We start from the raw sequence: 24,163 nt of genomic DNA, 5'->3' as shown, positions 1-24,163 counted from the left end.
TGCATTAAGGAGTACTAATTATCTTTCAGAAAATAAAAAGGATTACATTAACTGGAGTTAATGCATTAAGAGTCACTAAATGATTAACATCAATTTTTAAGGTTTACATTAACTAAAGTTAATGCATTAAGGAGTACTAATTATCTTTCAGATAAAAGTACTCCTATACATTCATTAGTTTGGTATGATATTATATTTAAATAATAGAAGAATAGCTTAGAGAGGTCGTAAGGCATGGATAATGAAAAAGGATTGCTAATTGTTCTTTCAGGTCCTTCTGGTGTTGGTAAAGGAACTGTAAGAAAAAAGATTTTTGATGATCCCACTACTTCATATAAGTATTCTATATCAATGACAACTCGTAACATGCGCGAAGGTGAAGTTGATGGTGTAGATTACTTTTTCAAAACGAAAGAAGAATTTGAAGCGTTAATTAAGGACGATCAATTTATTGAATTTGCGGAGTACGTTGGAAACTATTATGGTACACCAGTTCAATATGTGAAAGATACTATGGATCAAGGTCATGATGTGTTCCTAGAAATTGAAGTTGAAGGCGCAAAGCAAGTTAGAAAGAAATTCCCTGATGCACTGTTCATCTTCCTTGCTCCGCCAAGTCTTGTTTATTTAATAGAGCTTTTAGTTGGAAGAGGTACTGAATCAGATGAGAAGATTCAAAGCCGTGTTAATGAAGCGCGCAAAGAAGTAGAAATGATGAATCTATACGATTACGTAGTAGTCAACGATGAAGTTGAACTTGCAAAGAATCGAATTCAGTCTATCGTAGAAGCTGAACACTTGAAAAGAGAACGTATCGAAGCTAAATATAGAAAAATGTTATTGGAGGCAAAAAAATAATGTTAAATCCACCGTTAAATCAACTTACTGCTAAAATTAATTCTAAATATCTTATTGCGACAACTGCTGCTAAAAGAGCACGTGAATTAGATGAAAAACACGAAACAGCACTTTTAGAAAACTATCATTCAGCTAAACCTGTAGGTAGAGCTTTAGAAGAAATCGCTGACGGTAAAATCGTTCCTGTTATACCTGAAGAGTATTTAGGTTAAGATTGATATTTTCAACTTATTATTTTGACACACCTTATTGAGGACACATGTTTTAGATATGTGATCCATAAATTGAATAAGGTGTGTTTTTTTAATAATGAAACTCATTTGTGTATAATTAAATTAAACTTAAAGTACGTTATTACGCACTAAATGAACAAGAATTTTAAATTCTAAGTAGTGAAATGTATGTTTTTAAGTATAGTATCAAGGGAGATTTAAACATGAAACATATTTTATTAGCTGTAACCGGGGGTATCGCAGCCTACAAAGCAATTGATTTAACAAGTAAGCTCACTCAAGCTGGTTACGAAGTAAGAGTCATGCTTTCTGATAATGCACAAGAGTTTGTAACACCACTTGCTTTCCAAGCAATTAGTAGAAATCCTGTTTATACAAATACGTTCAAGGAAGAAACACCTCAAGAGATTCAACATGTCTCATTAGGAGACTGGGCAGATGCAATCATTATTGCACCTGCAACTGCAAATACTATTGCTAAATTAAGTGTAGGCATCGCTGATGATATGATTACCTCTACTTTATTAGCTACAGAAACTCCTAAATTTGTAGCACCAGCAATGAACGTTCATATGTATGAGAATCCTCGTACTCAAAATAACATTGCTGTTTTAAAAGGAGATGGCTATCACTTTATAGAACCTGGAGATGGTTATTTAGCATGTGGTTATGTAGCTAAAGGCAGAATGGAAGAGCCTTTGCAAATTGTGTCTGTGATTCATCAGTTTTTTGATAATAAAGAGGTGAAATCTAAGAGTTCATTTTCAGGAAAGAAAGCACTAGTGACAGCAGGACCAACGGTTGAAGTCATTGATCCGGTACGATATGTGTCAAATCGTTCTTCAGGGAAAATGGGCTTTGCAATTGCTGAAGCCTTAAGAGATAAAGGTGCGGATGTAATCTTAATTACTGGACCTACTCAATTGTCAGATCCTAGTGGCATGCAAGTGATACACGTTCAAAGCGCTGAAGATATGTTTAACGCTGTTAAGGAAAGATATGCAGAACAGGATATTGTCTTTAAAGCAGCAGCTGTTTCGGATTATACTCCTACAGATGTGCTTCAACATAAGATGAAAAAGCAAGAAGGAGAATTATCTGTCACATTCAAACGTACAGAGGATATTTTAAAATATTTAGGTGACAATAAGCGACATCAATACTTGGTCGGTTTCGCCGCTGAGACACAAAACATTGAAGCCTATGCACAAGATAAATTGGTACGTAAAAATGCAGATGTCATTATTTCTAATAATGTAGGAGACCAGTCTATCGGATTCAGTTCTGATGATAATGAATTAACAATGCATTTTAAAAATAAAGATATGATACATATTAAGAAAGGTAAAAAAGTAGAATTAGCGAAACAAATATTAGAAGAATTAGAAACTAGGTGGCAATAATGATTGCAAAAGTAATTGTTGATATACCATCCAAAAGTGTTGATTTCAAATTCGATTATATTGTACCGCAACGCTTAGAAGATGGAATACAAATCGGTGTACGAGTGATAGTTCCATTTGGGCCTCGGACAATTCAAGGTTATGTCATGGACATTCAAAATGAACCAGACCAAGGTGTTGAAATCACAAAACTTAAAGAGATTAAAGAAGTTCAGGACATTCAGCCTGAACTTACAGCTGAATTAATAAAGTTGAGTGAGTGGATGAGCCACTATCACGTTACTAAACGTATTTCTGTGTTAGAAGCGATGTTGCCGAGTGCAATTAAAGCAAAGTATAGTAAAGCATTTGAAGTGATAAAAGGTAGTGATATATCCGAATCAATATTAAAAAAGTTTAATAAAGATGGTCGCTATTTATATAAAGATGCACAACAAAATGATGATTTAAATGATATGTTTACGCTAATGAAAGAAAATCTTGTTCAAGAAGTAACGATATTATCTCAAAATATTAAAAAGAAAACGCAAAGAGCTGTAGCGGTTATAGAGGATTATAATGGTGATGATGTATTAAGTTTACTTGAGAAATATGCAAAACAGTATGATTTATATGCGTTTTTATTGGAAGAATCTCATCGTACGGTGTTTCTGAAAGAGATAGAAGAGATGGGTTTTTCTAAATCAAGTTTAGATGCCCTGATTAAAAAAGGATATATAGAAAAATATGATGCTGAAGTTCATCGTGATCCTTTTGCAAATCGTATATTTGAACAAGAAGAAAAAAGAGATTTAACTCAAGATCAACAACAAGCGTATGATGCAGTAAAAAATAAAATCGATAATGAAGAAGCGAGAACATTTTTACTACATGGAGTGACAGGTTCAGGTAAAACTGAAATCTATTTACAAACGATTGAAACAGTTTTGAATAAAGGTAAAGAAGCAATGATGTTAGTACCAGAAATTGCTTTAACCCCTCAAATGGTATTAAGGTTTAAACGCCGATTTGGAGATGATGTCGCCGTACTTCACTCAGGTTTGTCAAACGGGGAACGTTATGATGAATGGCAGAAAATTCGAGATGGTCGTGCTCGTGTGAGTGTTGGCGCGCGTTCAAGTGTGTTTGCGCCTTTTAAAAATTTAGGAATCATCATTATTGATGAAGAACACGAATCTACATATAAACAAGAAGACTATCCAAGATATCATGCGAGAGATATAGCCAAGTGGCGAAGTCAATATCATCAATGTCCGGTAATACTTGGAAGTGCAACGCCTAGCTTAGAATCTTATGCTAGAGCAGAGAAAGATGTTTATGAATTATTATCTTTACCAAATCGGGTGAATAATCAAGCGTTACCACACATTGATATAGTAGATATGCGTGAAGAGTTAAGTGAAGGAAATCGCTCTATGTTCTCTAATGAACTTAGAAATGCAATTCAAGATCGTTTAGACAAACAAGAACAAATTGTTTTGTTTCTTAATCGAAGAGGTTATGCTTCCTTTATGTTATGTAGGGATTGTGGTTATGTACCGCAATGCCCGAACTGTGATATTTCTTTGACTTATCATAAAACGACGGATCAACTAAAATGCCATTATTGTGGATACCAAGAAACACCTCCGAATAATTGCCCTAACTGTGAAGGTGACCACATAAGACAAGTTGGGACAGGTACGCAACGTGTCGAGGAATTATTGCAACAAGAATTTCCAGAATCAAGAATTATACGTATGGATGTTGATACAACGTCTAGAAAAGGTGCACATGAGAAATTATTAAATGAATTTGAAGCGGGAAACGGAGATATTTTATTAGGAACACAAATGATTGCAAAAGGTTTAGATTATCCTAACATCACACTTGTAGGTGTATTAAATGCAGACACAATGCTTAATTTACCTGATTTTAGAGCTAGCGAGCGGACTTATCAACTTTTAACACAAGTTTCAGGTCGAGCTGGACGTCATGAGAAAGAAGGACAGGTAATTATACAAACTTATAATCCTGATCATTATGCGATTGAAGATGTTAAATTAAATGATTACCTTACTTTTTATCAAAAAGAAATGAATTATCGTAAATTAGGTAAATACCCACCATATTATTTCTTAATTAATTTTACAATTTCTCATAAAGAAATGAAAAAAGTGATGGAAGCTTCCAAACATATCCACCAGATTTTATTACAACATTTGACCGATAAAGCTTTAGTTCTAGGGCCTTCACCTGCGGCATTAGCACGTATTAATAACGAATATCGTTTTCAAATTTTAGTGAAGTATAAAAGAGAACCACAGTTACATCATGCACTACAATATTTAGATGATTATTATCATGAACAATACGTAAAAGAGAAATTATCTTTAAAAATCGATATTAATCCTCAAATGATGATGTAAGATGGTAATCAAGCCTGCTCTTAATTGAGTAGGTTTTTTATATAAACAAAAAAATATACTATTATAAATTTTTACAACGTGGTATAATTTGAATATTAATAGGGTGTAACTTCACCAAAACACTATGTTTAATATTCCCTTAATAAAATAAATAGTTACTCAAGCATCAAGTCATCAGCATCTAAAATTTTATTAATGGAGGTAAATACCATGCAAAAAACACAAATTTTGCCAAATTCTTATGAAGAGTTTAAAGAATATCTAAATAGTAGATTTGAAAATGTAAATCTGAAAGTTAAAAATGTTGATCAACGATTAATGAAATTCGAAAATAGAATAGATAATCAATTATTCATAAATGTTGATCAAAGATTTAATCAAGTTGATCAAAGATTTAAGGAAATGAATAACCACATATCATTTCGCTTTGATAGGCTTAATAAAGAGATGAACAATAAGTTTATGTTTATGAATCAAAATATAGATAACAAACTTGAAAAATTGGAGAATAAATTCACGTATCTAGACCGAAAAATGGACAAAAGGTTTGAAGTTGTGGATTACCACTTTGGGTTGGCACATAAAGACCTAAATCGAAAGTTTGTAATTAATGATCGAAAGTTCACATTGATGGATCAAAAAATGGATAAAAAGTTTGAAGGCGTGGACCTGAAGTTCACAATGATGGACCAAAAAATGGACAAAAAGTTTGAAGGTGTGGACCAGAAGTTCACATCACTGCGTCAGGAAATGAATCAAAAGTTTGAGGTTGGAAATAAAAAGTTTGAACAATTAACACTTACTACAAAAGAATTAAAAAAAGAAATAGAAAACCAATCTGTAAATATTGATTTTAAGATTGAAAATGCGCTTCATTTATTTAAACAAGAAATTGAGCAAAATAAAATCAAAACATCAAGGTTTTTATTAGGTCTAACTATACCATCTGTATTAAGCTTAATCACTTTAATCTTACAATTTTTAAAATAATTTCATAATAATATAAAAGTGACGTACCAACTTTAAAAATTGATACGCCACTTTGTTTAATATTCTTACATTGTTACATTACCATTTTCATCTGCTGGTCTAAATAGTGTTAATATTGCACTAATTATAGCTAAGATATGAGGGATAGCTGTCCAACAGAATAAAATGTGCATAATTCCTTGGAATGATTTGCCAGCGTAAAATTTATGAATACCAAAGCTACCTAAAAATACTGCTAATAAAATATAAATCACTTTATTTACTTCCATTATATTCACCTCTGTTTGCTATGTTTAGTAACTTGTTTCCTTACTTAATATTCTATTATTTACAAAATTAAAATCAATTAATTCACTTTCACAATAATAAATTTCAGTCTAAAGTTGCATAATTTAAAATATCTATAAAGACACTCCTAAGAAAGGTCGCAATTTCAATACAAGTAAGTTATAATGATATGATGAATTTTAATGAGGAGCCATAATCATGAAAAGAAAGAAATTGGTTAAATCATCACATCCAATATTAAAAAAAAAATAGCACCTGTTACCGAATTTGATGAAAACTTAAGCCTGTTACTAAAGGATTTAGAGGATACATTGTATGCGGAAGAAGCAGCCGCTATATGTGCGCCTCAAATTAATGTTAATCAACGTGTGGCATTAATTGATATGGAGATGGATGGTCTTCTTCAATTGATAAATCCTGTAGTCCAAAGTCAGTCAGATGAAATGATTACTGATTTAGAAGGTTCAATTACGCTACCAAATACTTTTGGTGAAGTTAATAGAAGTAAAATGATTGTGATACAAAGTTCTGATGTTAATGGCAATCAAGTTGAACTGACTGCTTACGATGATGTGGCTCGTATGATTCTACATATGATAGATCATTTGAATGGTATCCTTTTTACTGAGAAAGCAAATCGTTTATTAAATGAAGATGAAGTGGAGGCATATTTTGAAAATGAGTAAGATTATCTTTATGGGAACACCTGACTTTTCAACTAAAGTATTAGAAATGTTAATTGCTGAACATGAGGTCATTGCAGTAGTGACGCAACCTGACCGCCCAGTAGGACGTAAAAAATTACTAACACCACCCCCTGTAAAAAAGGTGGCTGTTGAACATAATATTCCAGTTTATCAACCTGAAAAATTAAAAGGGTCTTCAGAACTTGATGAATTATTAAATCTTGAGGCTGATTTAATTGTCACAGCTGCATTTGGCCAATTACTTCCCGAATCACTTCTTGAATCACCACGTTTAGGAGCGATTAATGTCCACGCCTCACTTCTTCCTAAATATCGAGGAGGGGCGCCTATTCATCAAGCAATTATTGATGGTGAAAAAGAAACAGGTATCACAATTATGTATATGGTAAAAAAACTCGACGCGGGTAATATTATTTCTCAAAAAGCTATAAGTATTGAAGAAGAAGATAACGTTGGAACAATGCATGATAAATTAAGCTTTCTTGGTGCCGATTTACTTAAAGATACGCTCCCTTCTATTATCAATGGTACAAATGAAAGTATCCCTCAAGACGGAACTCAAGCAACATTTGCATCAAATATAAGTAGGGAAGATGAGCGAATCGATTGGAATCAAAGTGCACAAGCCATCCACAATCATATTCGTGGATTATCACCATGGCCAGTGGCTTATACGACGATGGACGATAAAAATCTTAAACTTTATGCAGCTCACGTAATAAAAAATAAAAAAGGTACACCTGGAACTATTATTGACACAACAAAGAAAGCAATGATCATTGGAACAGGAACAGATGACGCGATTGCTTTGACAGAAATTCAACTTGCTGGTAAAAAACGTATGCCTGTTGCTAACTATTTAAGTGGTGTTCAAGAGTCCTTAGTAGGGAAGCAACTGATATGATGAATACAGTAAGAGGATATGCCTTTGATACCATTCAACAGGTTCTCAATGATGGCGCATATAGTAATTTAAAAATTAACGAAGTCCTTTCTTCAAATGAGATTTTAACAGTGGATAGGAATTTATATACAGAACTTGTTTATGGAACTATTAAAAGAAAGTATACATTAGATTATATCTTGAAACCTTTTGTCAAAACTAAAATTAAAGGTTGGATGCGACAACTATTATGGATGAGTATATATCAATATGTGTATTTGGATAAAGTTCCTGATCATGCCATTATCAATGAAGCAGTAGATATTGCAAAACATAGAGGTGGCTTTCACAACGGCAATGTTGTTAATGGGATATTACGTTCAATCATGAGAAATGAACTACCTCAATTTGATGAAATTAAAGACGACAAGAAACGTATTGCTATTGAATATAGCATTCCTAAATGGATAGTTGATTATTGGGTAACACACCATGGTATTGAAACAACAGAAGCGATGGCGCAATCATTTTTAGAACCAGTAAAGACGACTGTTAGAGTGAATATTTCTCGAGGTTCAGTTGATTCAATTGTTGCTGAATTAGAAAAAGAAGGATTTAATGTAGAGAAAGATGAAATATTACCGTTCTGTCTTCATATCACTGGTCAACCTATTATCAATTCAAGAGCATTTAAAGATGGCTATGTTTCTATTCAAGATAAGAGTTCTATGATGGTTGCACATATCATGAATTTAGATAGAAATGATGTTGTTTTAGATGCATGCAGTGCGCCCGGTGGTAAGGCGTGTCATATGGCGGAAATATTATCGCCTGAAGGTCATGTTGATGCTACAGATATCCACACTCATAAAATTGATTTAATTAACTTTAATATTAAAAAATTAAAATTAGATAATATTAGTGCATTTCAACATGATGCAACTGAACCGTATACTCGGACATATGACAAGATACTTGTTGATGCACCATGTAGTGGTTTAGGTGTATTAAGACATAAACCTGAAATAAAATATACACAATCGAAAGAAAGTATCCAATCACTTGTTGAATTGCAGTTACAAATATTAGAGAATATTAAACGTAATATCAAACCTGGTGGAACAATTGTGTATTCTACATGTACAATAGAACAAATGGAAAATGAAAATGTAATTTATACATTTTTAAAGCAAAATGAAGAGTTTGAATTTGAACCTTTCCAACACCCTGTTACTGGAAAGGAAGTCAATACACTACAAATACTCCCTCAAGATTTTGACTCAGATGGATTCTTTATAACTCAAATTAGAAGAAAGGAAAGTTAAGAATGATTACTGCAGAAAAAAAGAAAAAGAACAAGTTCTTACCTGATTTCGAAAAGCAATCAATCTATTCTTTGCGTTATGATGAAATGCAGCAATGGCTCATTGACCATGGTCAGCAAAAATTTAGAGCGAAACAAATTTTTGAGTGGTTATACCAGAAACGCGTAAATAGTATTGATGAAATGACAAATCTATCAAAGGATTTGCGTCAAGTATTAAAAGATAATTTCGCAATGACGACACTAACTACAGTTGTAAAACAAGAAAGTAAGGATGGCACAATCAAGTTTTTATTTGAGTTACAAGATGGTTATACAATCGAAACAGTGTTGATGAGACATGAATATGGCAATTCTGTTTGCGTTACGACGCAAGTTGGTTGTCGTATCGGATGTACATTTTGTGCTTCAACATTAGGTGGTTTAAAACGTAACCTAGAAGCTGGTGAGATAGTATCTCAAGTGTTAACCGTACAAAAAGCTTTAGATGAAACAGATGAACGTGTATCTCAAATTGTTATAATGGGTATTGGTGAACCATTTGAAAATTATGATGAAATGATGGATTTCTTAAGAATTGTCAACGATGATAACAGTTTAAATATTGGAGCACGTCATATTACTGTTTCAACTTCAGGTATCATTCCTCGTATTTATGATTTCGCGGAAGAAGATATTCAAATTAATTTTGCAGTAAGCCTTCATGGTGCTAAGGACGAAATCCGCTCAAGATTAATGCCGATTAATCGTGCTTATAATGTTGAAAAGTTAATGGAAGCTATTCAATATTACCAAGAAAAAACAAATCGACGTGTCACATTTGAATATGGGTTATTTGGTGGCGTTAATGATCAACTTGAACATGCTAGAGAATTAGCACATCTAATTAAAGATCTTAACTGTCATGTGAATTTAATCCCTGTGAACCATGTACCAGAGCGTAATTACGTTAAAACACCGAGAGAAGATATTTTCAAGTTTGAAAAAGAATTAAAGAGATTAGGAATCAATGCTACAATTAGACGTGAACAAGGATCAGATATTGATGCAGCGTGTGGCCAATTAAGGGCAAAGGAACGACAAGTAGAAACGAGGTAAAGACATATGTTAAACGCACAATTTTTCACTGATACTGGACAACATCGAGAAAAAAATGAAGACGCTGGCGGTATATTTTATAATCAAACACATCAACAATTGTTGGTATTATGCGATGGTATGGGTGGTCATAAAGCAGGTGAAGTTGCGAGTCAATTCGTTACAAATGAACTTCAAAAACGTTTTGAAGAAGAAAACCTTATCGAAATCCATCAAGCTGAATCATGGTTGCGTTCAAACATTAAAGATATCAATTTTCAATTGTATAACTACGCTCAAGAGCATCCTGCATATAATGGCATGGGAACAACGCTAGTATGTGCGATTGTTTATGATAAAAAGGTAGTTGTAGCTAACGTTGGAGATTCTCGTGCATATGTCGTTAATCAAAGACAAATTGAACAAATTACAAGTGATCATTCATTTGTAAATCATCTTCTTATTACTGGCCAAATCACAGAAGATGAAGCATTCAATCATCCTCAAAGGAACATTATTACTAAAGTCATGGGTACAGATAAACGTGTATCACCTGATTTATTTGTAAAGAGAACACATTTTTATGATTTTCTTTTACTTAATTCTGATGGTCTAACGGACTATGTAAGAGATTATGAAATTCAAGAAGAACTCAATCAGGAAGGATCAATTGATGACCATGGTGAGAGGCTAATGCAACTCGCTATGTCTCATGATTCAAAAGATAATGTCAGCTTTATACTTTCTGCTATGGAAGGTGATAAAGTATGATTGGAAAGATGATTAGCGATCGTTATAAAGTGATTGACAAACTTGGTGGCGGCGGAATGAGTATTGTATATTTAGCTGAGGATACAATACTTAATCGAAAAGTCGCAATTAAAGCGATTTCTATCCCGCCTCGTGAAAAAGAGGAAACTTTAAAACGATTTGAAAGGGAAGTACATAATTCATCTTTACTTTCGCATGACAATATTGTAAGCATGATTGATGTTGATGAAGAAGATGAATGTTTCTATTTAGTAATGGAGTACATTGAAGGACCAACGCTAGCTGAATATATTCATAATCATGGTCCACTGTCTGTAGAAACAGCTATTAAATTTACAGAGCAAATCTTAAGCGGTATTAAACATGCCCATGACATGAGGATTGTGCATCGTGACATTAAACCTCAAAATATTTTAATAGATAAAAATAAAACACTTAAAATTTTCGATTTTGGTATCGCAAAGGCACTCAGTGAGACATCACTTACACAAACGAATCATGTTTTAGGTACTGTTCAATATCTTTCGCCTGAACAAGCGAAAGGTGAGTCTACAGACGAAGGTACAGATATCTACTCTATTGGTATTGTGTTGTATGAAATGCTTGTGGGCGAGCCTCCTTTCAATGGAGAAACTGCTGTAAGCATAGCTATTAAGCATATTCAAGATTCTATCCCTAATATTACGACTGATAAGCGGGGAGAAGTACCGCAGTCTCTCAGTAATGTTATTTTGCGTGCTACTGAAAAGGATAAACATAATCGTTATCATACTATACAAGAAATGTATGATGATTTATCAAGCGCGTTGCACGAAAATCGTGTGAATGAAAGTAAATATGAACTAGATAAAACGAAAACGGTTCCTTTAACCAGAGATGAATTAAACAAGAAAATGAAAAGCTCGGAAAGAGAGCATGATTTAAACCAAACAATGCAAATTCCAATTGTGAATGAGCCAGCACGTCAACAAGAATTCCAATCACCAGAAGAACGCTATTATCCTTCTCACAAAAATAAGAAACGTTCGAAAGTGAAAATTATAGTGCTTTCTTTAATTTTTGTATTGTTACTTGCTAGTCTAATTGGATTTATAGGAATGGGTTTATTTGGTAATAAATATCAAGAAATGCCAGATTTATCAGGAAAAACTGAAAAAGAAGCGGAACAAATTCTAAAAGATCATCATTTATCTTTAGGGGACATATCAAGAAGTTATAGTGATAAATACCCAGAAAACCAAATCATCAAGTCTGATCCAAATAGTGGTGAACGTGTAGAAGAAGGGGATACCATTGATATCGTTTTATCTAAAGGACCTAAAAAAGTAAAAATGCCTAATCTTGTTGGTTTGCCAAAAGAGAAAGCACTCAGTAAATTAAAAGATTTAGGATTAAAAGATATTGATGTTGAACAAGCTTACAGTCGTTCTGTTGAAAAAGGACTGATTTCAGAACAAAATATCTCTGCTAACAGTGAAGTTGCATTAAACGATCATCATATTAAGATTTATGAATCATTAGGTGTACGACAAGTCTACGTCAGTGATTATGAAAATAAGGACTACTCAACTGCTAAGAAAGAACTCGAATCTAAAGGATTTAGAGTACAAGCAACTCAAGAATATAATGATAAAGTTAAGAAAGATAAAGTTATTTCACAATCACCTAAAAATAAGTCTATCGATGAAGGATCTGTTATCCATTTAACTGTATCAAAAGGTGAACAAGAAGACGATAGTGATGATGAAGATGTTAAAACAACCAACGAAACCGTAAAAGTACCATATTCAGGTAGTAAAGGTAAGAGTCAAACAGTAGAAGTATACATTAGAGATAAAGATCATAGCGGTAGTTCTGTATCTCAAACTTATAAAATTAATAAAGATAAGACAATTAGCATACCTTTAAAAATTCAAAAAGGTAAAACAGCAGGCTATACAGTGCGCGTAGACGATAAAATTGTCGCAGACAAAGATGTCGACTATGATGACTAAAAATAAAAGCATCCCTTTGTATGTAATTTTAAAAATTAACGTATAAAGGGATGCTTTTTATTATAATTTAAATAATTTTTATTTCACTTTGGTCTGTTCAATTGTAGTCTGGCTACCTGCCTTTGTACCGAATACTAATATAAGTAAGGATGCAATTAATAAAACGCAGAGTGAAAGTGTCCATTGATGCGTCCAATCGTGAAAAATTCCGAATAAGAAAGGACCGATTGCTGCAAGTAGATAGCCAACTGATTGCGCCATACCTGATAGTTTAGCAGCCGTTTGACCACTTTCGGTTCTTACTACAAATAATGTATTGGCTAATCCAAATGCTAAACCGCTTGCTACACCAATGAGTATAATACCAACCAAGACGAACTTGTAATCAACAAATATGAAGCATAATACACCAATCGTAAAGAGTATGCTTGTTAATAAAGTTAAAGGTACTTGGGATTTCATTTTCGTAGCAACAATTGGCGTTACAAAAGTTAGAGGTATAATTGCGATTTGCAATAATGAAACATAGATACCTGATGTTTGTAATGGAATACCATGATCTGTAAGTAATTCTGGTAACCAGTTAATGATTGTATAAAAAACGAGTGACTGTGCGCCCATGAATACTGTTACTCTCCATGCAAGTAATGACTTCCATACATTGATTTGACTATGTACGTTACTAACAGCTTCGGGAGGTTGTTGTTTCAACTGAAATGCCCAAATCATTATAGTCACTGCGGTGATGATTGCAATAATTCCTAAAGCAATAGAATAATTAAAATGTGTTGTTAATGGGCTAATAATTGAAGAACTTAAACTACCGACAACATTCATAACGACAGTGTATAAGCCCATCATCGTCCCCATATATACTGGAAAGCGAGTTTTAATAATTGCTGGGGCAAGGACGTTACCAAATGCGATACCCACACCAATGAAAATTGTTCCTACATATAACCAACTTAGTCCAACGATAGATCTTATAATAATTCCAATAAATATAAATAGTAAAGCAACAAATATGGTTCTTTCTAAACCGAAAGCATTTCCAATTTTAGATGCGAAAAAAGAGACGATGCCGAATGCAATGAGAGGAACAACAGTCATAAAGCTAAGTGCGCTATTTGTTGTATGTAATGTGTCTTTAATTGATGGCAAAGCTACGCCCACAGATGTTATTGGCGCTCGCAAATTTGCTGCAACTAGCATAATGCCAATAAATAATATTATATTAATGTGCCTATTTGTTTTGTAATAAGGCATGATTGACGCTCCTTTTTGACAGATGTACAAATCTTAGCACTTGAAATGAACAGTGACAAGATATATTTTCGAATTTTTACTATAGGAAGAATCAAGGTAACTAAGGTTTTACATATTATATTCATAGCGATTTTGATATAATATTGAGAGTAAAATAAATGAGAGAGGTGTCAACTTGAAGACTGGACGTATCGTTAAATTAATAAGTGGTGTTTATCAAGTAGATGTAGAAGGTGTTCGTTTTGACACTAAACCACGTGGCTTATTTCGAAAGAAGAAGTTTTCTCCAATAGTAGGAGATATCGTTGATTTTGAAGTTCAGAATCAACAAGAAGGTTATATCCATCATGTACATGACAGGGAAAATGAACTTAAGCGACCGCCTGTTAGTAACATTGATGAACTTGTCATAGTGATGAGTGCTGTAGAACCTCAATTTTCAACACAATTACTTGATCGTTTCTTAGTTATTGCTCATTCATATCATCTAGAACCAAGAATACTCATTACTAAGAGAGATTTGGCTTCATCTGATGAAATAGAATACATTGAAGATATGTTGAAGATATATGAAGACATAGGTTATTCTACGCAATTTATTGGAAAAAGAGATGATAAAACAAAAATAGTGGGAAAATGGGGTAAAGGTTTAATCGTATTAAGTGGTCAATCCGGTGTCGGTAAAACAACTTTTCTTAATCACTATCAACCTGAGTTAAACCTTGAAACAAATGATATTTCAAAGTCTCTCAATAGAGGTAAACATACGACAAGACATGTCGAATTATATGAAAGAAGTCATGGATTTATTGCCGATACACCTGGATTTAGTGCTCTCGACTTTGATCATATAGAGAAAGATGATTTAAAGAATTATTTTGTGGATATTAAAGAATCAGGACTAAGTTGTAAATTTAGAAATTGTAATCATATTAAAGAACCAAAATGCAATGTGAAAAATCAAGTAGAAGTGGGAAACATTGCGCAGTTTAGATATGATCATTATTTACAGTTATTTAATGAAATCTCTAATAGAAAGGTACGATATTAAATGGTTAAAGTTTTACCTTCACTTTTATCAGTTGATTTTTTAAATTTAAAAGAAGAATTAGACCAATTAGAAAAAGCGAATGTTGATGGGTTACATTTTGATGTGATGGATGGCCAATTTGTTCCTAATATTTCTATAGGTATACCACTTTTAGACGCTGTCAAAAGCTATTCGAATTTACCTATAGATGTTCACTTAATGATTGAACAACCAGAAAAATATATAAAGCTGTTTGCAGAACATGGTGCTGATATGATTTCGGTACATGTTGAAGCTACGCCACATATTCATAGTGCAATTGAAGAAATTAAACAATTGAATAAAAAAGCAGGTGTAGTGATTAACCCTGGCACGCCAGTTGAAACAATTTTACCAGTATTAAGTAATGTGGACTATGTTTTGGTTATGACTGTTAATCCTGGATTTGGAGGACAGTCTTTCATCGAACAATGTATTAATAAAATTGAACAACTTAATCAACTTAAACATGAGAATAATTTAACTTTTGATATTGAAGTTGACGGTGGTATCAACGATCAAACGAGCAAAGTTTGTATTGAACAGGGTGCTACAATGTTAGTAACTGGGTCATATTTCTTTAAACAAGACAATTATGCACAAGTAACTGAAACATTGAAAGGTTGATGTTATGGAAATCAATTTACTATGTTCTCAGCGACTATTGCCTCAATCTCTTTTTAAAATGAAAAAAAGTGCAAAGTGGGCAGGTGTCGATAGAGGTGCGCTTGTACTCATTGAAAATGGTATTGAACCTGTATTCTCAGTAGGTGACTTCGATTCTGTAAATGATGAGGAACGTCAAATATTAAAGAATCAATTGAATATCCATCCTGTTAAAGCAGAAAAAGATGATACCGATTTAGCTTTAGGCGTAGAAAAAGCAGTTGAACAAGGGTATTCTGAGATTAATATATACGGAGCAACTGGTGGAAGATTAGATCATTTCATGGGCGTGCTTCAAATTTTACAGAAATCACAATATCTCGAACGACACATTCAACTTAGAGTGATTGATATACAAAATGATATAACACTCATAGATGTAGGGAAGCATCGAATCAAGAGAGATACTTCTTATCCATATATTTCATTCATTCCATTAAATGGTGAGGTTATATTATCATTAGATGGGTTTAAGTATAATCTTAATCATGAACAGTTAGAAGTTGGTTCGACATTAACCATTTCAAATGAAATTATAGATAATGTTGCTACAGTTCGTGTTGAAAAAGGTCAAGTTTTACAGATGCGTAGTACGGATTGAAGTTTTAATGGAAAAGTTAATATAAACTAAAAAAGACCTTAGAGGCTGAGCGCCTTTAAGGTCTTAAAAATGTGATCCTCCACATAAGGTCATTTTTTGTGCATTATATTTATTAAACCAGACTGTAGACAAACTCTTTCACTCATCGTCGTCTTATGCATGCCTAGCTCATTTACTAGTAGTAAAATCCCGTCGTTATGCATTTCGACTCCTCGATTGAGAAGGGTTTTTTATAAGTCTGCTTAATCATTTTTACTTTGTCGACAAGCTATTAAACTCTAGTAACTTTACCAGATTTTAAAGCACGTGCAGAAACCCAAACTTTTTTAGGTTTTCCGTCTACAAGGATTCTAACTTTTTGAAGGTTAGCGTTCCATCTGCGTTTGTTCGCATTTAAAGCGTGTGAACGATTATTACCAGTCGAAGCTTTACGACCTGTTACGTAACATTGTTTACCCATGAAAGTACCTCCTTTAATAAATATAAATACACATTACTACTTATATACTTAAATAAGATAACACATATACGTCTTTAGAGCAATATTTAGTTAAAATAAATACAAATCACAACGTTATTCAACCATTATTTATGGTATAATTGTAAGCTGTGGAGTTATATAGTATGATATTGTAAAGATATAGTTAAATTTATACAATGAATTTATAAATAGTAATTAATGATATCGTAATTAAAACAAGTTCGATGATATTTTGAACATCGGTAATTTTTTAATTTTCAAGAATTTTAATTGAAATCATATGTGAAAGACCTAAATTGAAATTTAAATACCTTTAACATATAACATAAACCTTGTAATTTTCAGGAGGAAATGAAAATGACATTAGAAATCTCAAACGACTACGGTAAAATTGATATTTCAAATGAAGTGATAGCATCAGTGGTAGGTGGAAAGGCCGTTGAAAGTTATGGCATAGTTGGTATGGCTTCTAGACAGCAAGTAAGGGATGGTATTGCTGAAATTCTAGGTCATGAAAATTATGCTAAAGGTATCAAAGTAAGAGAAGAAAATGGAACAATAGATGTCGATATGTACATTATTGTGAGTTATGGTGTGAAAATATCAGAAGTAGCTAGCAATCTGCAATCGACAGTTAAATATACCTTAGAAAAGACACTAAACGTAAAAGTAAATTCTATTAATATTTTCGTACAAGGTGTACGTGTAAACGATACAGGCAAAAAGCTTTAGGAGGACAACGTGAAATGATTAGCAAAATAAATGGTAAATTATTTGCCGATATGATTATACAAGGGGCTCAAAATTTATCAAATAATGCAGATTTAGTAGATTCATTAAACGTGTATCCTGTTCCAGACGGAGATACAGGGACGAATATGAATTTAACCATTACTTCAGGACGAGAAGAAGTTGAAAATAATTTATCTCAAAATATCGGAGAATTAGGAAAAACGTTTTCTAAAGGACTACTTATGGGCGCACGCGGTAATTCAGGCGTCATTCTCTCTCAATTATTTAGAGGTTTTTGTAAAAATATTGAAAATGAAAAGGAAATTAACGCGCAACAACTCGCTGACAGTTTTCAAGCGGGCGTAGAAACTGCATATAAGGCAGTCATGAAACCTGTTGAAGGCACAATTTTAACAGTAGCTAAAGACGCTGCACAAGCAGCAGTTGAAAAAGCTCAAGATACTGAAGATTGTGTTGAATTAATGGAACATACGATTAGTGCTGCAAAAGAATCTTTAGATAATACACCTAATTTATTAGCTGTTCTAAAAGAAGTAGGCGTCGTTGATAGTGGCGGTAAAGGATTATTATGCGTTTATGAAGGTTTCTTAAAAGGTCTAAAAGGAGAAAAAGTTGAAGCTAAAACTCCAAAATTAGATACTGAAACACTTGTAAATGATGATCATGATTTTCACGGTGTAATTAATACTGAAGATATTGTTTATGGTTATTGTACGGAAATGATGGTACGTTTCGGTAAAAATAAAAAACCATTTGAAGAACAAGAATTTCGTAATGATATGAGCGAATTCGGAGATTCATTACTTGTTATTAACGATGATGAAATAGTTAAAGTCCATGTTCATACTGAACATCCTGGAGATGTTTTTAATTATGGCCAACAATACGGTGAATTAATTAAACTTAAAGTTGAGAATATGAGAGAACAGCATAGAGAAGTTATTCGAAAAGAACAAAACGGTCAAGATCGTAAAGATCAAGATGCACCTCAAACTGTGGAAACGGCAGTTATTACTATTTCTATGGGCGAAGGGATCTCTGAATTATTCAAATCAATGGGAGCAACACACATTATAAGTGGCGGTCAAACCATGAATCCTTCAACTGAAGACATTGTTAAAGTAATAGAACAGTCGAAATGTAAACGTGCGATTATTTTACCGAATAATAAAAATATCTTAATGGCTAGTGAACAAGCTGCAAGTATCGTAGATGCAGAAACAGTTGTTATTCCTACTAAATCTATACCACAGGGTATCACAGCTTTATTCCAGTATGATGTAGCTTCATCTCTTGATGAAAATAAAAATCATATGGAAACAGCTTTAGAAACAGTCCAATCTGGTTCAGTAACTTTCGCTGTGAGAGACACTAAAATTGATGGAATTGAAATTAAAAAAGACGAATTTATGGGTCTTGCAGAAGATAAAATTGTGACAAGTGATGCGAATCAATTTACGGCAGTTAAAGGATTACTTGAAAAACTTTTATCTGAAGATAGTGAAATTTTAACTATGATTATTGGAGAAGATTCTAATCAAAGTGTAACTGATCAACTGATTGAATGGATTGAGTCTACGTATCCAGATGTTGAAATTGAACAACATGAGGGCGGACAACCGATTTATCAATATTTCTTTGCAGTCGAGTAGTTAATTATTTGGTATTTAAAATAAAATTGAATGATTAATATTTAACGGTAATTTCTATTTTTAAATGAAATAGAAGTTACCGTTTTTAATTTTGAACAATAACATTTATATTGATTTTAAAATTTTCTTATAATTCCTAATATAACTAATATTGTGTGTGTTTTAAATTGAGATTAATCGTGAGATGTCAGGGTAGACAATTGATGGATATTAATTATAAGAGAGGGGTATTCTTAATGATTTTTGAAACAATGGAGCAAAAAGATTACGAACAAATCGTCTTTTGCCAAGATAAAGCTACAGGACTAAAAGCAATAATTTGTATTCATGATACAACACTTGGTCCGGCATTAGGTGGTTGTCGTGTTAGAAATGACTATGCATCAGAACAAGAAGCCATTGAAGATGCTATGAATTTAGCTAGAGGAATGACTTATAAGAATGCTGCTGCTGGCTTAGACCTAGGCGGAGGTAAGACAGTAGTGATGGGAGCTCCTGATAAGGAAAATGAAGAAGCATTTTATAGAGCTTTAGGACGTTATGTTAATACATTAAATGGTCGTTATTATACAGCTGAAGATGTTGGTACTTCAGAACATGTAATGAACTTAATTTATAAAGAAACACCATATGTTTGCGGTACAAGTAAATCATTTGGTTCTGCAGGTAACCCAAGTCCAATGACTGCGTATGGTATTTATATTGCTATGAAACGTACAGCGAAAGAAAAATTTGATAATGAATCATTAGAAGGTAAAACTGTTGCCGTGCAAGGTGTTGGCCATGTTTCTTATGAGTTATGTCGCTTATTAAATGAAGATGGTGTGAATTTAATTGTCACTGATATTAATAAAGATAATGCACAACGTGCTGTAGATGATTTCAATGCTCAATTTGTAGAACCTGATGATATATTCTCTGTTGATGCAGATATATTTGCCCCTTGTGCACTCGGCGGTATCTTAAACGATGATACGATACCTCAATTAAAAGTAAAAGCAGTTTGTGGCTCTGCGAATAACCAATTAAAAGATGAAGATGCACATAGTAAAATGTTAGAAGATAAAGGTATTTTATATGCGCCAGACTATATTGTTAATAGTGGTGGGGTTATCAATACTGCGGAAGAATTAAATGGCTACAATGAAGACCGTGCAAAAGAAAGTATTGAAGGTATAGATCAAATATTAAAACACATCTTTGATATTTCTAAAGAACAAAACGAAACACCACTTGAAGCGTCACAACATTTTGCAGAAAAAAGAATGGAACAAATGTCTCATATTCATGACATTAGAAAATAAATTGAATAAAAGCATAAATAAATACAAGGCGTAACACTTATATAAAAGCTCTTAAAATGAATTTTTAACGTAATTCATTTTAAGAGCTTATTTAATTTTATATCTCGAAATTTAAGATATAGTACCATATTTTTAAATCTACTATAGAAAATAAAAAATCAATATACATTTATAGCGCGGCAATTAAGTTCTAAATACTTTTTTTACAAAAAATATACACTAATTATGATTAAAATGTTATAAAATGAATGTATATTACAAATAATAGAGGTGTAAAATGGAAAAGATAATTTTTTTATTGTTACTTTTAACTTTGTGTTCTGTAGTTATTTCTGTTCAAAAGTATGTCACTCGAAAGTATAATGTAAAATCTACACACTTTTTCTCACTTATTCTTATATTCACTATTCTGTTATCTACGTTAGGACAATCTTTAAACCTCAACCAAGCACAAGCAGCAAATGGATTACATAAAGAGAAAGCTACATTAGTAAAAGTGGTTGATGGCGATACAGTAAAGTTGAATTATAAAGGTAAAGTGGCAACATTTAGATTATTACTTATTGACACACCAGAGACGAAAGACCCAAGAAAACCAGTTCAAAAATATGGTCCTGAGGCAAGTGCGTTTACTACTAAAATGATGACGAACGCCAAAAAAATTGAAGTAGAATTTGACAAAGGTCAAAAAACTGATAAATACGGAAGATATTTGGCTTATGTCTACGCTGACGGCGTAATGGTAAACAATGCACTTGTAAGAGATGGTCTTGCTAGGGTTAAATACGTTTATCCACCAAACAATACTTATGAAAAAATGATTAGAGAAAGTGAAGCAAAAGCGAAGACTGAAAAATTAAATATTTGGAGTGAAGAAAACGCAGTCAACAAGTCTTTAACTTCAGCGAAAAATATTAAAACAGCTAAGCACACTGCTACTACCAAAAAATCAATAACGCATTATTCTTCTAAAAAATCAAAAAAATCTTCAAGAGCTAAAGCTAAAAAAGAATATTTTAAAAATTGTACTGCTTTAAGAAAAAAATATCCTCATGGTGTTAGAAAAGGACATCCAGCATATCAACCAAAACTAGATAGAGATAAAGATAATTATGCATGTGAGGTAAGATAATCATTTCAAATTTATCAAATCGGTGATGATGGACTGATGATAATATTTCCATTATGAAAGCGCCCAAAAAGTTGGCCCAAAATTCTAACTTTTCGGGCGCCTTTTATATTCCAAATGAGTGAAAAAAATATAATACGTGTCAATCAAATTATTACGATGAACATGATAGAATATAATTTAAGTACTAATGAAAACGACAAAAAGTATTAGGTGATGGATCATGACAAAAGTGCATTTAATCGAGAGTCCTTACACTTTAGATAAAATTAAGGGCATCGGTCCCAAACGATTAACACTATTAGAAGAATTAAATATACATACCGTCGAAGATCTTGTATTGTATTTACCTACTCGTTACGAGGACAATACAGTCATTGATTTAAATCAAGCTGAAGATCAATCCACTGTTACAGTACAAGGTGAAGTCTATTCAACGCCTGCTGTAGCTTTTTTTGGTAGAAATAAATCCAAATTAACTGTTCACATCATGGTAAACAATATTGCTGTGAAGTGTGTCTTTTTCAACCAACCCTATTTAAAAAAGAAAATCGAATTACATGGTACTGTTACCGTCAAAGGTAAATGGAATCGTGCTAAGCAAGAAATCAACGGAAATCGCATGTTCTTTAATGAACAAACGACTCAAGATGACGTTCAATTAGAACCTGTGTATCGTATTAAAGAAGGGATTAAGCAGAAACAAATTCGAGATAATATCAGACAAGCGTTAGAGGACGTAACGATACATGAATGGTTATCCGATGATTTAAGAGAAAAGTACAAATTAGAAACATTAGAATATACCCTGCGGACATTACATCATCCTAAAGATAAACAAAGTTTATTAAGAGCAAGACGTACATATGCTTTTACGGAACTCTTTATGTTTGAATTGCGTATGCAATGGTTGAATCGATTGGAGAAAACTTCAGATGAGGCAATTGAAATTGATTATGATATCAATAAAGTTAAGGAATTCATCGACCGTTTACCTTTCGAGTTAACAGACGCTCAAAAGACGAGTGTTAATGAAATATTTAGAGATTTAAAGGCGCCAATTCGAATGCATCGTTTACTTCAAGGTGACGTCGGCTCTGGTAAAACAGTCGTAGCAGCCATTTGTATGTATGCATTAAAGACAGCTGGCTATCAATCCGCATTAATGGTGCCAACTGAAATTTTGGCTGAGCAACACGCGGAAAGTTTAATAGAGTTATTTGGAGATACGATGAATGTTGCACTTTTAACTGGTTCGGTTAAGGGCAAGAAGCGTCGTATTCTTTTAGAGCAGTTGGAGAACGGCTCAATTGATTGTTTAATAGGTACACATGCGCTTATTCAAGACGATGTTATTTTTGAAAATGTAGGCCTAGTTATTACGGATGAGCAACATCGATTTGGTGTGAATCAACGTCAATTATTGAGAGAAAAAGGCGCGATGACCAATGTACTCTTTATGACAGCAACGCCAATACCACGTACTTTGGCGATTTCCGTTTTCGGAGAAATGGATGTTTCTTCGATTAAACAATTGCCTAAAGGGCGAAAGCCTATTATCACAAGTTGGGCTAAACATGAACAATATGATCAAGTGCTATCACAAATGACAAGTGAATTACGAAAGGGTAGACAAGCCTATGTGATATGTCCATTGATTGAGAGCTCAGAACATTTAGAAGATGTTCAGAATGTGATGGCGCTGTACGAATCGTTGCAACAATATTATGGAACTGAAAAAGTTGGATTGTTACACGGGAAATTAACTGCTGAAGAAAAAGATGACGTGATGCAGAGGTTCAGTAATCATGAAATCGATATTTTAGTTTCAACTACTGTTGTAGAAGTGGGTGTTAACGTACCTAACGCAACATTTATGATGATTTACGATGCTGATCGCTTTGGATTATCAACACTTCATCAATTACGTGGTCGTGTGGGTAGAAGTGAACACCAAAGTTACTGTGTGCTCATTGCCTCTCCTAAAACTGAAACAGGTATCGAGAGAATGACGATTATGACTCAAACAACAGATGGATTTGAACTAAGCGAACGAGATCTAGAAATGCGTGGACCAGGAGACTTCTTTGGTGTAAAACAAAGCGGGCTTCCAGACTTCCTTGTAGCTAATATCGTTGAAGACTACCGCATGCTCGAAGTCGCTAGAGATGAAGCAGCCCAACTCATACAAACCGGCCAATTCTTCCAAAATAACCACACACAACTCAGAAACTTCATCCAAAACAACCTCCTAGATACAAACTTTGACTAGCGGGGCCCCAGCAAAGAGAGTTTCGTAAGCGAAA

General features: G+C 33.2%; 21 protein-coding genes and 2 pseudogenes. 20 read left to right on the top strand and 3 right to left on the bottom strand.

The window, feature by feature from the left end:
- Positions 1–234: 234 nt before the first annotated feature.
- The 5 genes from gmk (at position 235) to HMPREF3264_RS07550 (ending at position 5,892) form a co-directional block, all read left to right on the top strand.
- Positions 235–858, top strand: a complete 624-nt coding sequence (gene gmk / locus HMPREF3264_RS07570) for a guanylate kinase (protein ID WP_070872781.1) — start codon at positions 235–237, stop codon at positions 856–858.
- On the top strand, positions 858–1,070 hold the full coding sequence (rpoZ, locus tag HMPREF3264_RS07565) for a DNA-directed RNA polymerase subunit omega (RefSeq protein WP_002442473.1): 213 nt from the start codon (positions 858–860) through the stop codon (positions 1,068–1,070). The genes gmk and rpoZ overlap by 1 nt, the downstream gene beginning before the upstream one ends.
- Before the next feature lie 224 nt (positions 1,071–1,294).
- Positions 1,295–2,494: a bifunctional phosphopantothenoylcysteine decarboxylase/phosphopantothenate--cysteine ligase CoaBC gene (gene coaBC, locus HMPREF3264_RS07560; RefSeq protein WP_070872779.1), complete on the top strand. Its 1,200-nt coding sequence runs from the start codon at positions 1,295–1,297 to the stop codon at positions 2,492–2,494.
- Complete coding sequence (priA, locus tag HMPREF3264_RS07555; protein WP_070872777.1) at positions 2,494–4,902, top strand: primosomal protein N'; 2,409 nt, start codon at positions 2,494–2,496, stop codon at positions 4,900–4,902. Before coaBC ends, priA begins: the two co-directional genes overlap by 1 nt.
- 210 nt (positions 4,903–5,112) lie before the next feature.
- A complete protein-coding gene (locus HMPREF3264_RS07550; protein WP_070872775.1) occupies positions 5,113–5,892 on the top strand; it encodes a hypothetical protein in 780 nt (259 codons plus the stop codon).
- Between the two features lie 65 nt (positions 5,893–5,957).
- Here the strand turns inward: HMPREF3264_RS07550 and HMPREF3264_RS07545 are convergent, their stop codons facing one another.
- The gene (locus HMPREF3264_RS07545; protein WP_002442481.1) at positions 5,958–6,161 is read right to left on the bottom strand and encodes a TM2 domain-containing protein; all 204 of its coding nucleotides are present in this window, start codon (positions 6,159–6,161) and stop codon (positions 5,958–5,960) included.
- A gap of 217 nt (positions 6,162–6,378) precedes the next feature.
- Here HMPREF3264_RS07545 and HMPREF3264_RS07540 point away from each other — a divergent pair.
- The 6 genes and pseudogenes from HMPREF3264_RS07540 to pknB all read left to right on the top strand — a co-directional run bounded on the left by HMPREF3264_RS07540 (position 6,379) and on the right by pknB (position 12,936).
- Positions 6,379–6,866 (top strand): annotated as a pseudogene (locus tag HMPREF3264_RS07540) (peptide deformylase).
- Positions 6,859–7,791 carry a methionyl-tRNA formyltransferase gene (gene fmt / locus HMPREF3264_RS07535; RefSeq protein WP_070873270.1) on the top strand — a complete coding sequence of 311 codons (933 nt, stop codon included), beginning with the start codon at positions 6,859–6,861 and terminating at the stop codon, positions 7,789–7,791. Before HMPREF3264_RS07540 ends, fmt begins: the two are co-directional and overlap by 8 nt.
- On the top strand, positions 7,788–9,095 hold the full coding sequence (gene rsmB / locus HMPREF3264_RS07530) for a 16S rRNA (cytosine(967)-C(5))-methyltransferase RsmB (protein WP_070872773.1): 1,308 nt from the start codon (positions 7,788–7,790) through the stop codon (positions 9,093–9,095). The genes fmt and rsmB overlap by 4 nt, the downstream gene beginning before the upstream one ends.
- A gap of 2 nt (positions 9,096–9,097) precedes the next feature.
- A complete protein-coding gene (gene rlmN / locus HMPREF3264_RS07525) occupies positions 9,098–10,192 on the top strand; it encodes a dual-specificity RNA methyltransferase RlmN (RefSeq protein WP_002442485.1) in 1,095 nt (364 codons plus the stop codon).
- A 6-nt stretch (positions 10,193–10,198) separates the two neighbouring features.
- Positions 10,199–10,942, top strand: coding sequence for a Stp1/IreP family PP2C-type Ser/Thr phosphatase (locus HMPREF3264_RS07520; protein WP_070831674.1), 744 nt, complete (start codon positions 10,199–10,201; stop codon positions 10,940–10,942).
- Positions 10,939–12,936, top strand: coding sequence for a Stk1 family PASTA domain-containing Ser/Thr kinase (gene pknB / locus HMPREF3264_RS07515; protein WP_070872771.1), 1,998 nt, complete (start codon positions 10,939–10,941; stop codon positions 12,934–12,936). The genes HMPREF3264_RS07520 and pknB overlap by 4 nt, the downstream gene beginning before the upstream one ends.
- Before the next feature lie 78 nt (positions 12,937–13,014).
- Here pknB and HMPREF3264_RS07510 read toward each other — a convergent pair whose 3' ends face one another.
- A complete protein-coding gene (locus HMPREF3264_RS07510) occupies positions 13,015–14,202 on the bottom strand; it encodes a CynX/NimT family MFS transporter (protein WP_070872769.1) in 1,188 nt (395 codons plus the stop codon).
- Positions 14,203–14,377: 175 nt separating this feature from the next.
- Between HMPREF3264_RS07510 and rsgA the strand changes: the two genes are divergently transcribed.
- From rsgA to HMPREF3264_RS07495, 3 genes are read left to right on the top strand one after another with little or no spacing between them, the layout of a single operon-like run.
- The gene (rsgA, locus tag HMPREF3264_RS07505; protein WP_070872767.1) at positions 14,378–15,253 is read left to right on the top strand and encodes a ribosome small subunit-dependent GTPase A; all 876 of its coding nucleotides are present in this window, start codon (positions 14,378–14,380) and stop codon (positions 15,251–15,253) included.
- The gene (rpe, locus tag HMPREF3264_RS07500; RefSeq protein WP_002442490.1) at positions 15,254–15,898 is read left to right on the top strand and encodes a ribulose-phosphate 3-epimerase; all 645 of its coding nucleotides are present in this window, start codon (positions 15,254–15,256) and stop codon (positions 15,896–15,898) included.
- Positions 15,899–15,902: 4 nt separating this feature from the next.
- The gene (locus HMPREF3264_RS07495; RefSeq protein ID WP_070872765.1) at positions 15,903–16,538 is read left to right on the top strand and encodes a thiamine diphosphokinase; all 636 of its coding nucleotides are present in this window, start codon (positions 15,903–15,905) and stop codon (positions 16,536–16,538) included.
- A 271-nt stretch (positions 16,539–16,809) separates the two neighbouring features.
- On the opposite strand, the gene rpmB is transcribed toward HMPREF3264_RS07495, so the two are convergent.
- A complete protein-coding gene (gene rpmB / locus HMPREF3264_RS07490; protein ID WP_002435210.1) occupies positions 16,810–16,998 on the bottom strand; it encodes a 50S ribosomal protein L28 in 189 nt (62 codons plus the stop codon).
- A 378-nt stretch (positions 16,999–17,376) separates the two neighbouring features.
- Here rpmB and HMPREF3264_RS07485 point away from each other — a divergent pair, with 378 nt between their 5' ends.
- The 6 genes and pseudogenes from HMPREF3264_RS07485 to recG all read left to right on the top strand — a co-directional run bounded on the left by HMPREF3264_RS07485 (position 17,377) and on the right by recG (position 24,129).
- Positions 17,377–17,751, top strand: coding sequence for an Asp23/Gls24 family envelope stress response protein (locus HMPREF3264_RS07485; protein ID WP_037541388.1), 375 nt, complete (start codon positions 17,377–17,379; stop codon positions 17,749–17,751).
- 14 nt (positions 17,752–17,765) lie between these two features.
- On the top strand, positions 17,766–19,424 hold the full coding sequence (fakA, locus tag HMPREF3264_RS07480) for a fatty acid kinase catalytic subunit FakA (protein WP_070872763.1): 1,659 nt from the start codon (positions 17,766–17,768) through the stop codon (positions 19,422–19,424).
- Positions 19,425–19,660: 236 nt separating this feature from the next.
- Positions 19,661–20,728: a Leu/Phe/Val dehydrogenase gene (locus HMPREF3264_RS07475; protein WP_070872761.1), complete on the top strand. Its 1,068-nt coding sequence runs from the start codon at positions 19,661–19,663 to the stop codon at positions 20,726–20,728.
- 277 nt (positions 20,729–21,005) lie between these two features.
- Positions 21,006–21,611 (top strand): annotated as a pseudogene (locus tag HMPREF3264_RS07470) (thermonuclease family protein); the annotation flags it as partial.
- Positions 21,591–21,860 carry an excalibur calcium-binding domain-containing protein gene (locus HMPREF3264_RS12955; RefSeq protein ID WP_256323982.1) on the top strand — a complete coding sequence of 90 codons (270 nt, stop codon included), beginning with the start codon at positions 21,591–21,593 and terminating at the stop codon, positions 21,858–21,860. The pseudogene HMPREF3264_RS07470 and the gene HMPREF3264_RS12955, both read left to right, overlap by 21 nt.
- A 220-nt stretch (positions 21,861–22,080) precedes the next feature.
- Complete coding sequence (gene recG / locus HMPREF3264_RS07465) at positions 22,081–24,129, top strand: ATP-dependent DNA helicase RecG (protein WP_070872757.1); 2,049 nt, start codon at positions 22,081–22,083, stop codon at positions 24,127–24,129.
- Positions 24,130–24,163: the final 34 nt, after the last annotated feature.

The sequence above is a fragment of the Staphylococcus sp. HMSC62A08 genome (genome assembly GCF_001839105.1).
GTDB lineage: Bacteria > Bacillota > Bacilli > Staphylococcales > Staphylococcaceae > Staphylococcus > Staphylococcus caprae.
This window is presented reverse-complemented; position numbering and strand designations above follow the sequence as displayed.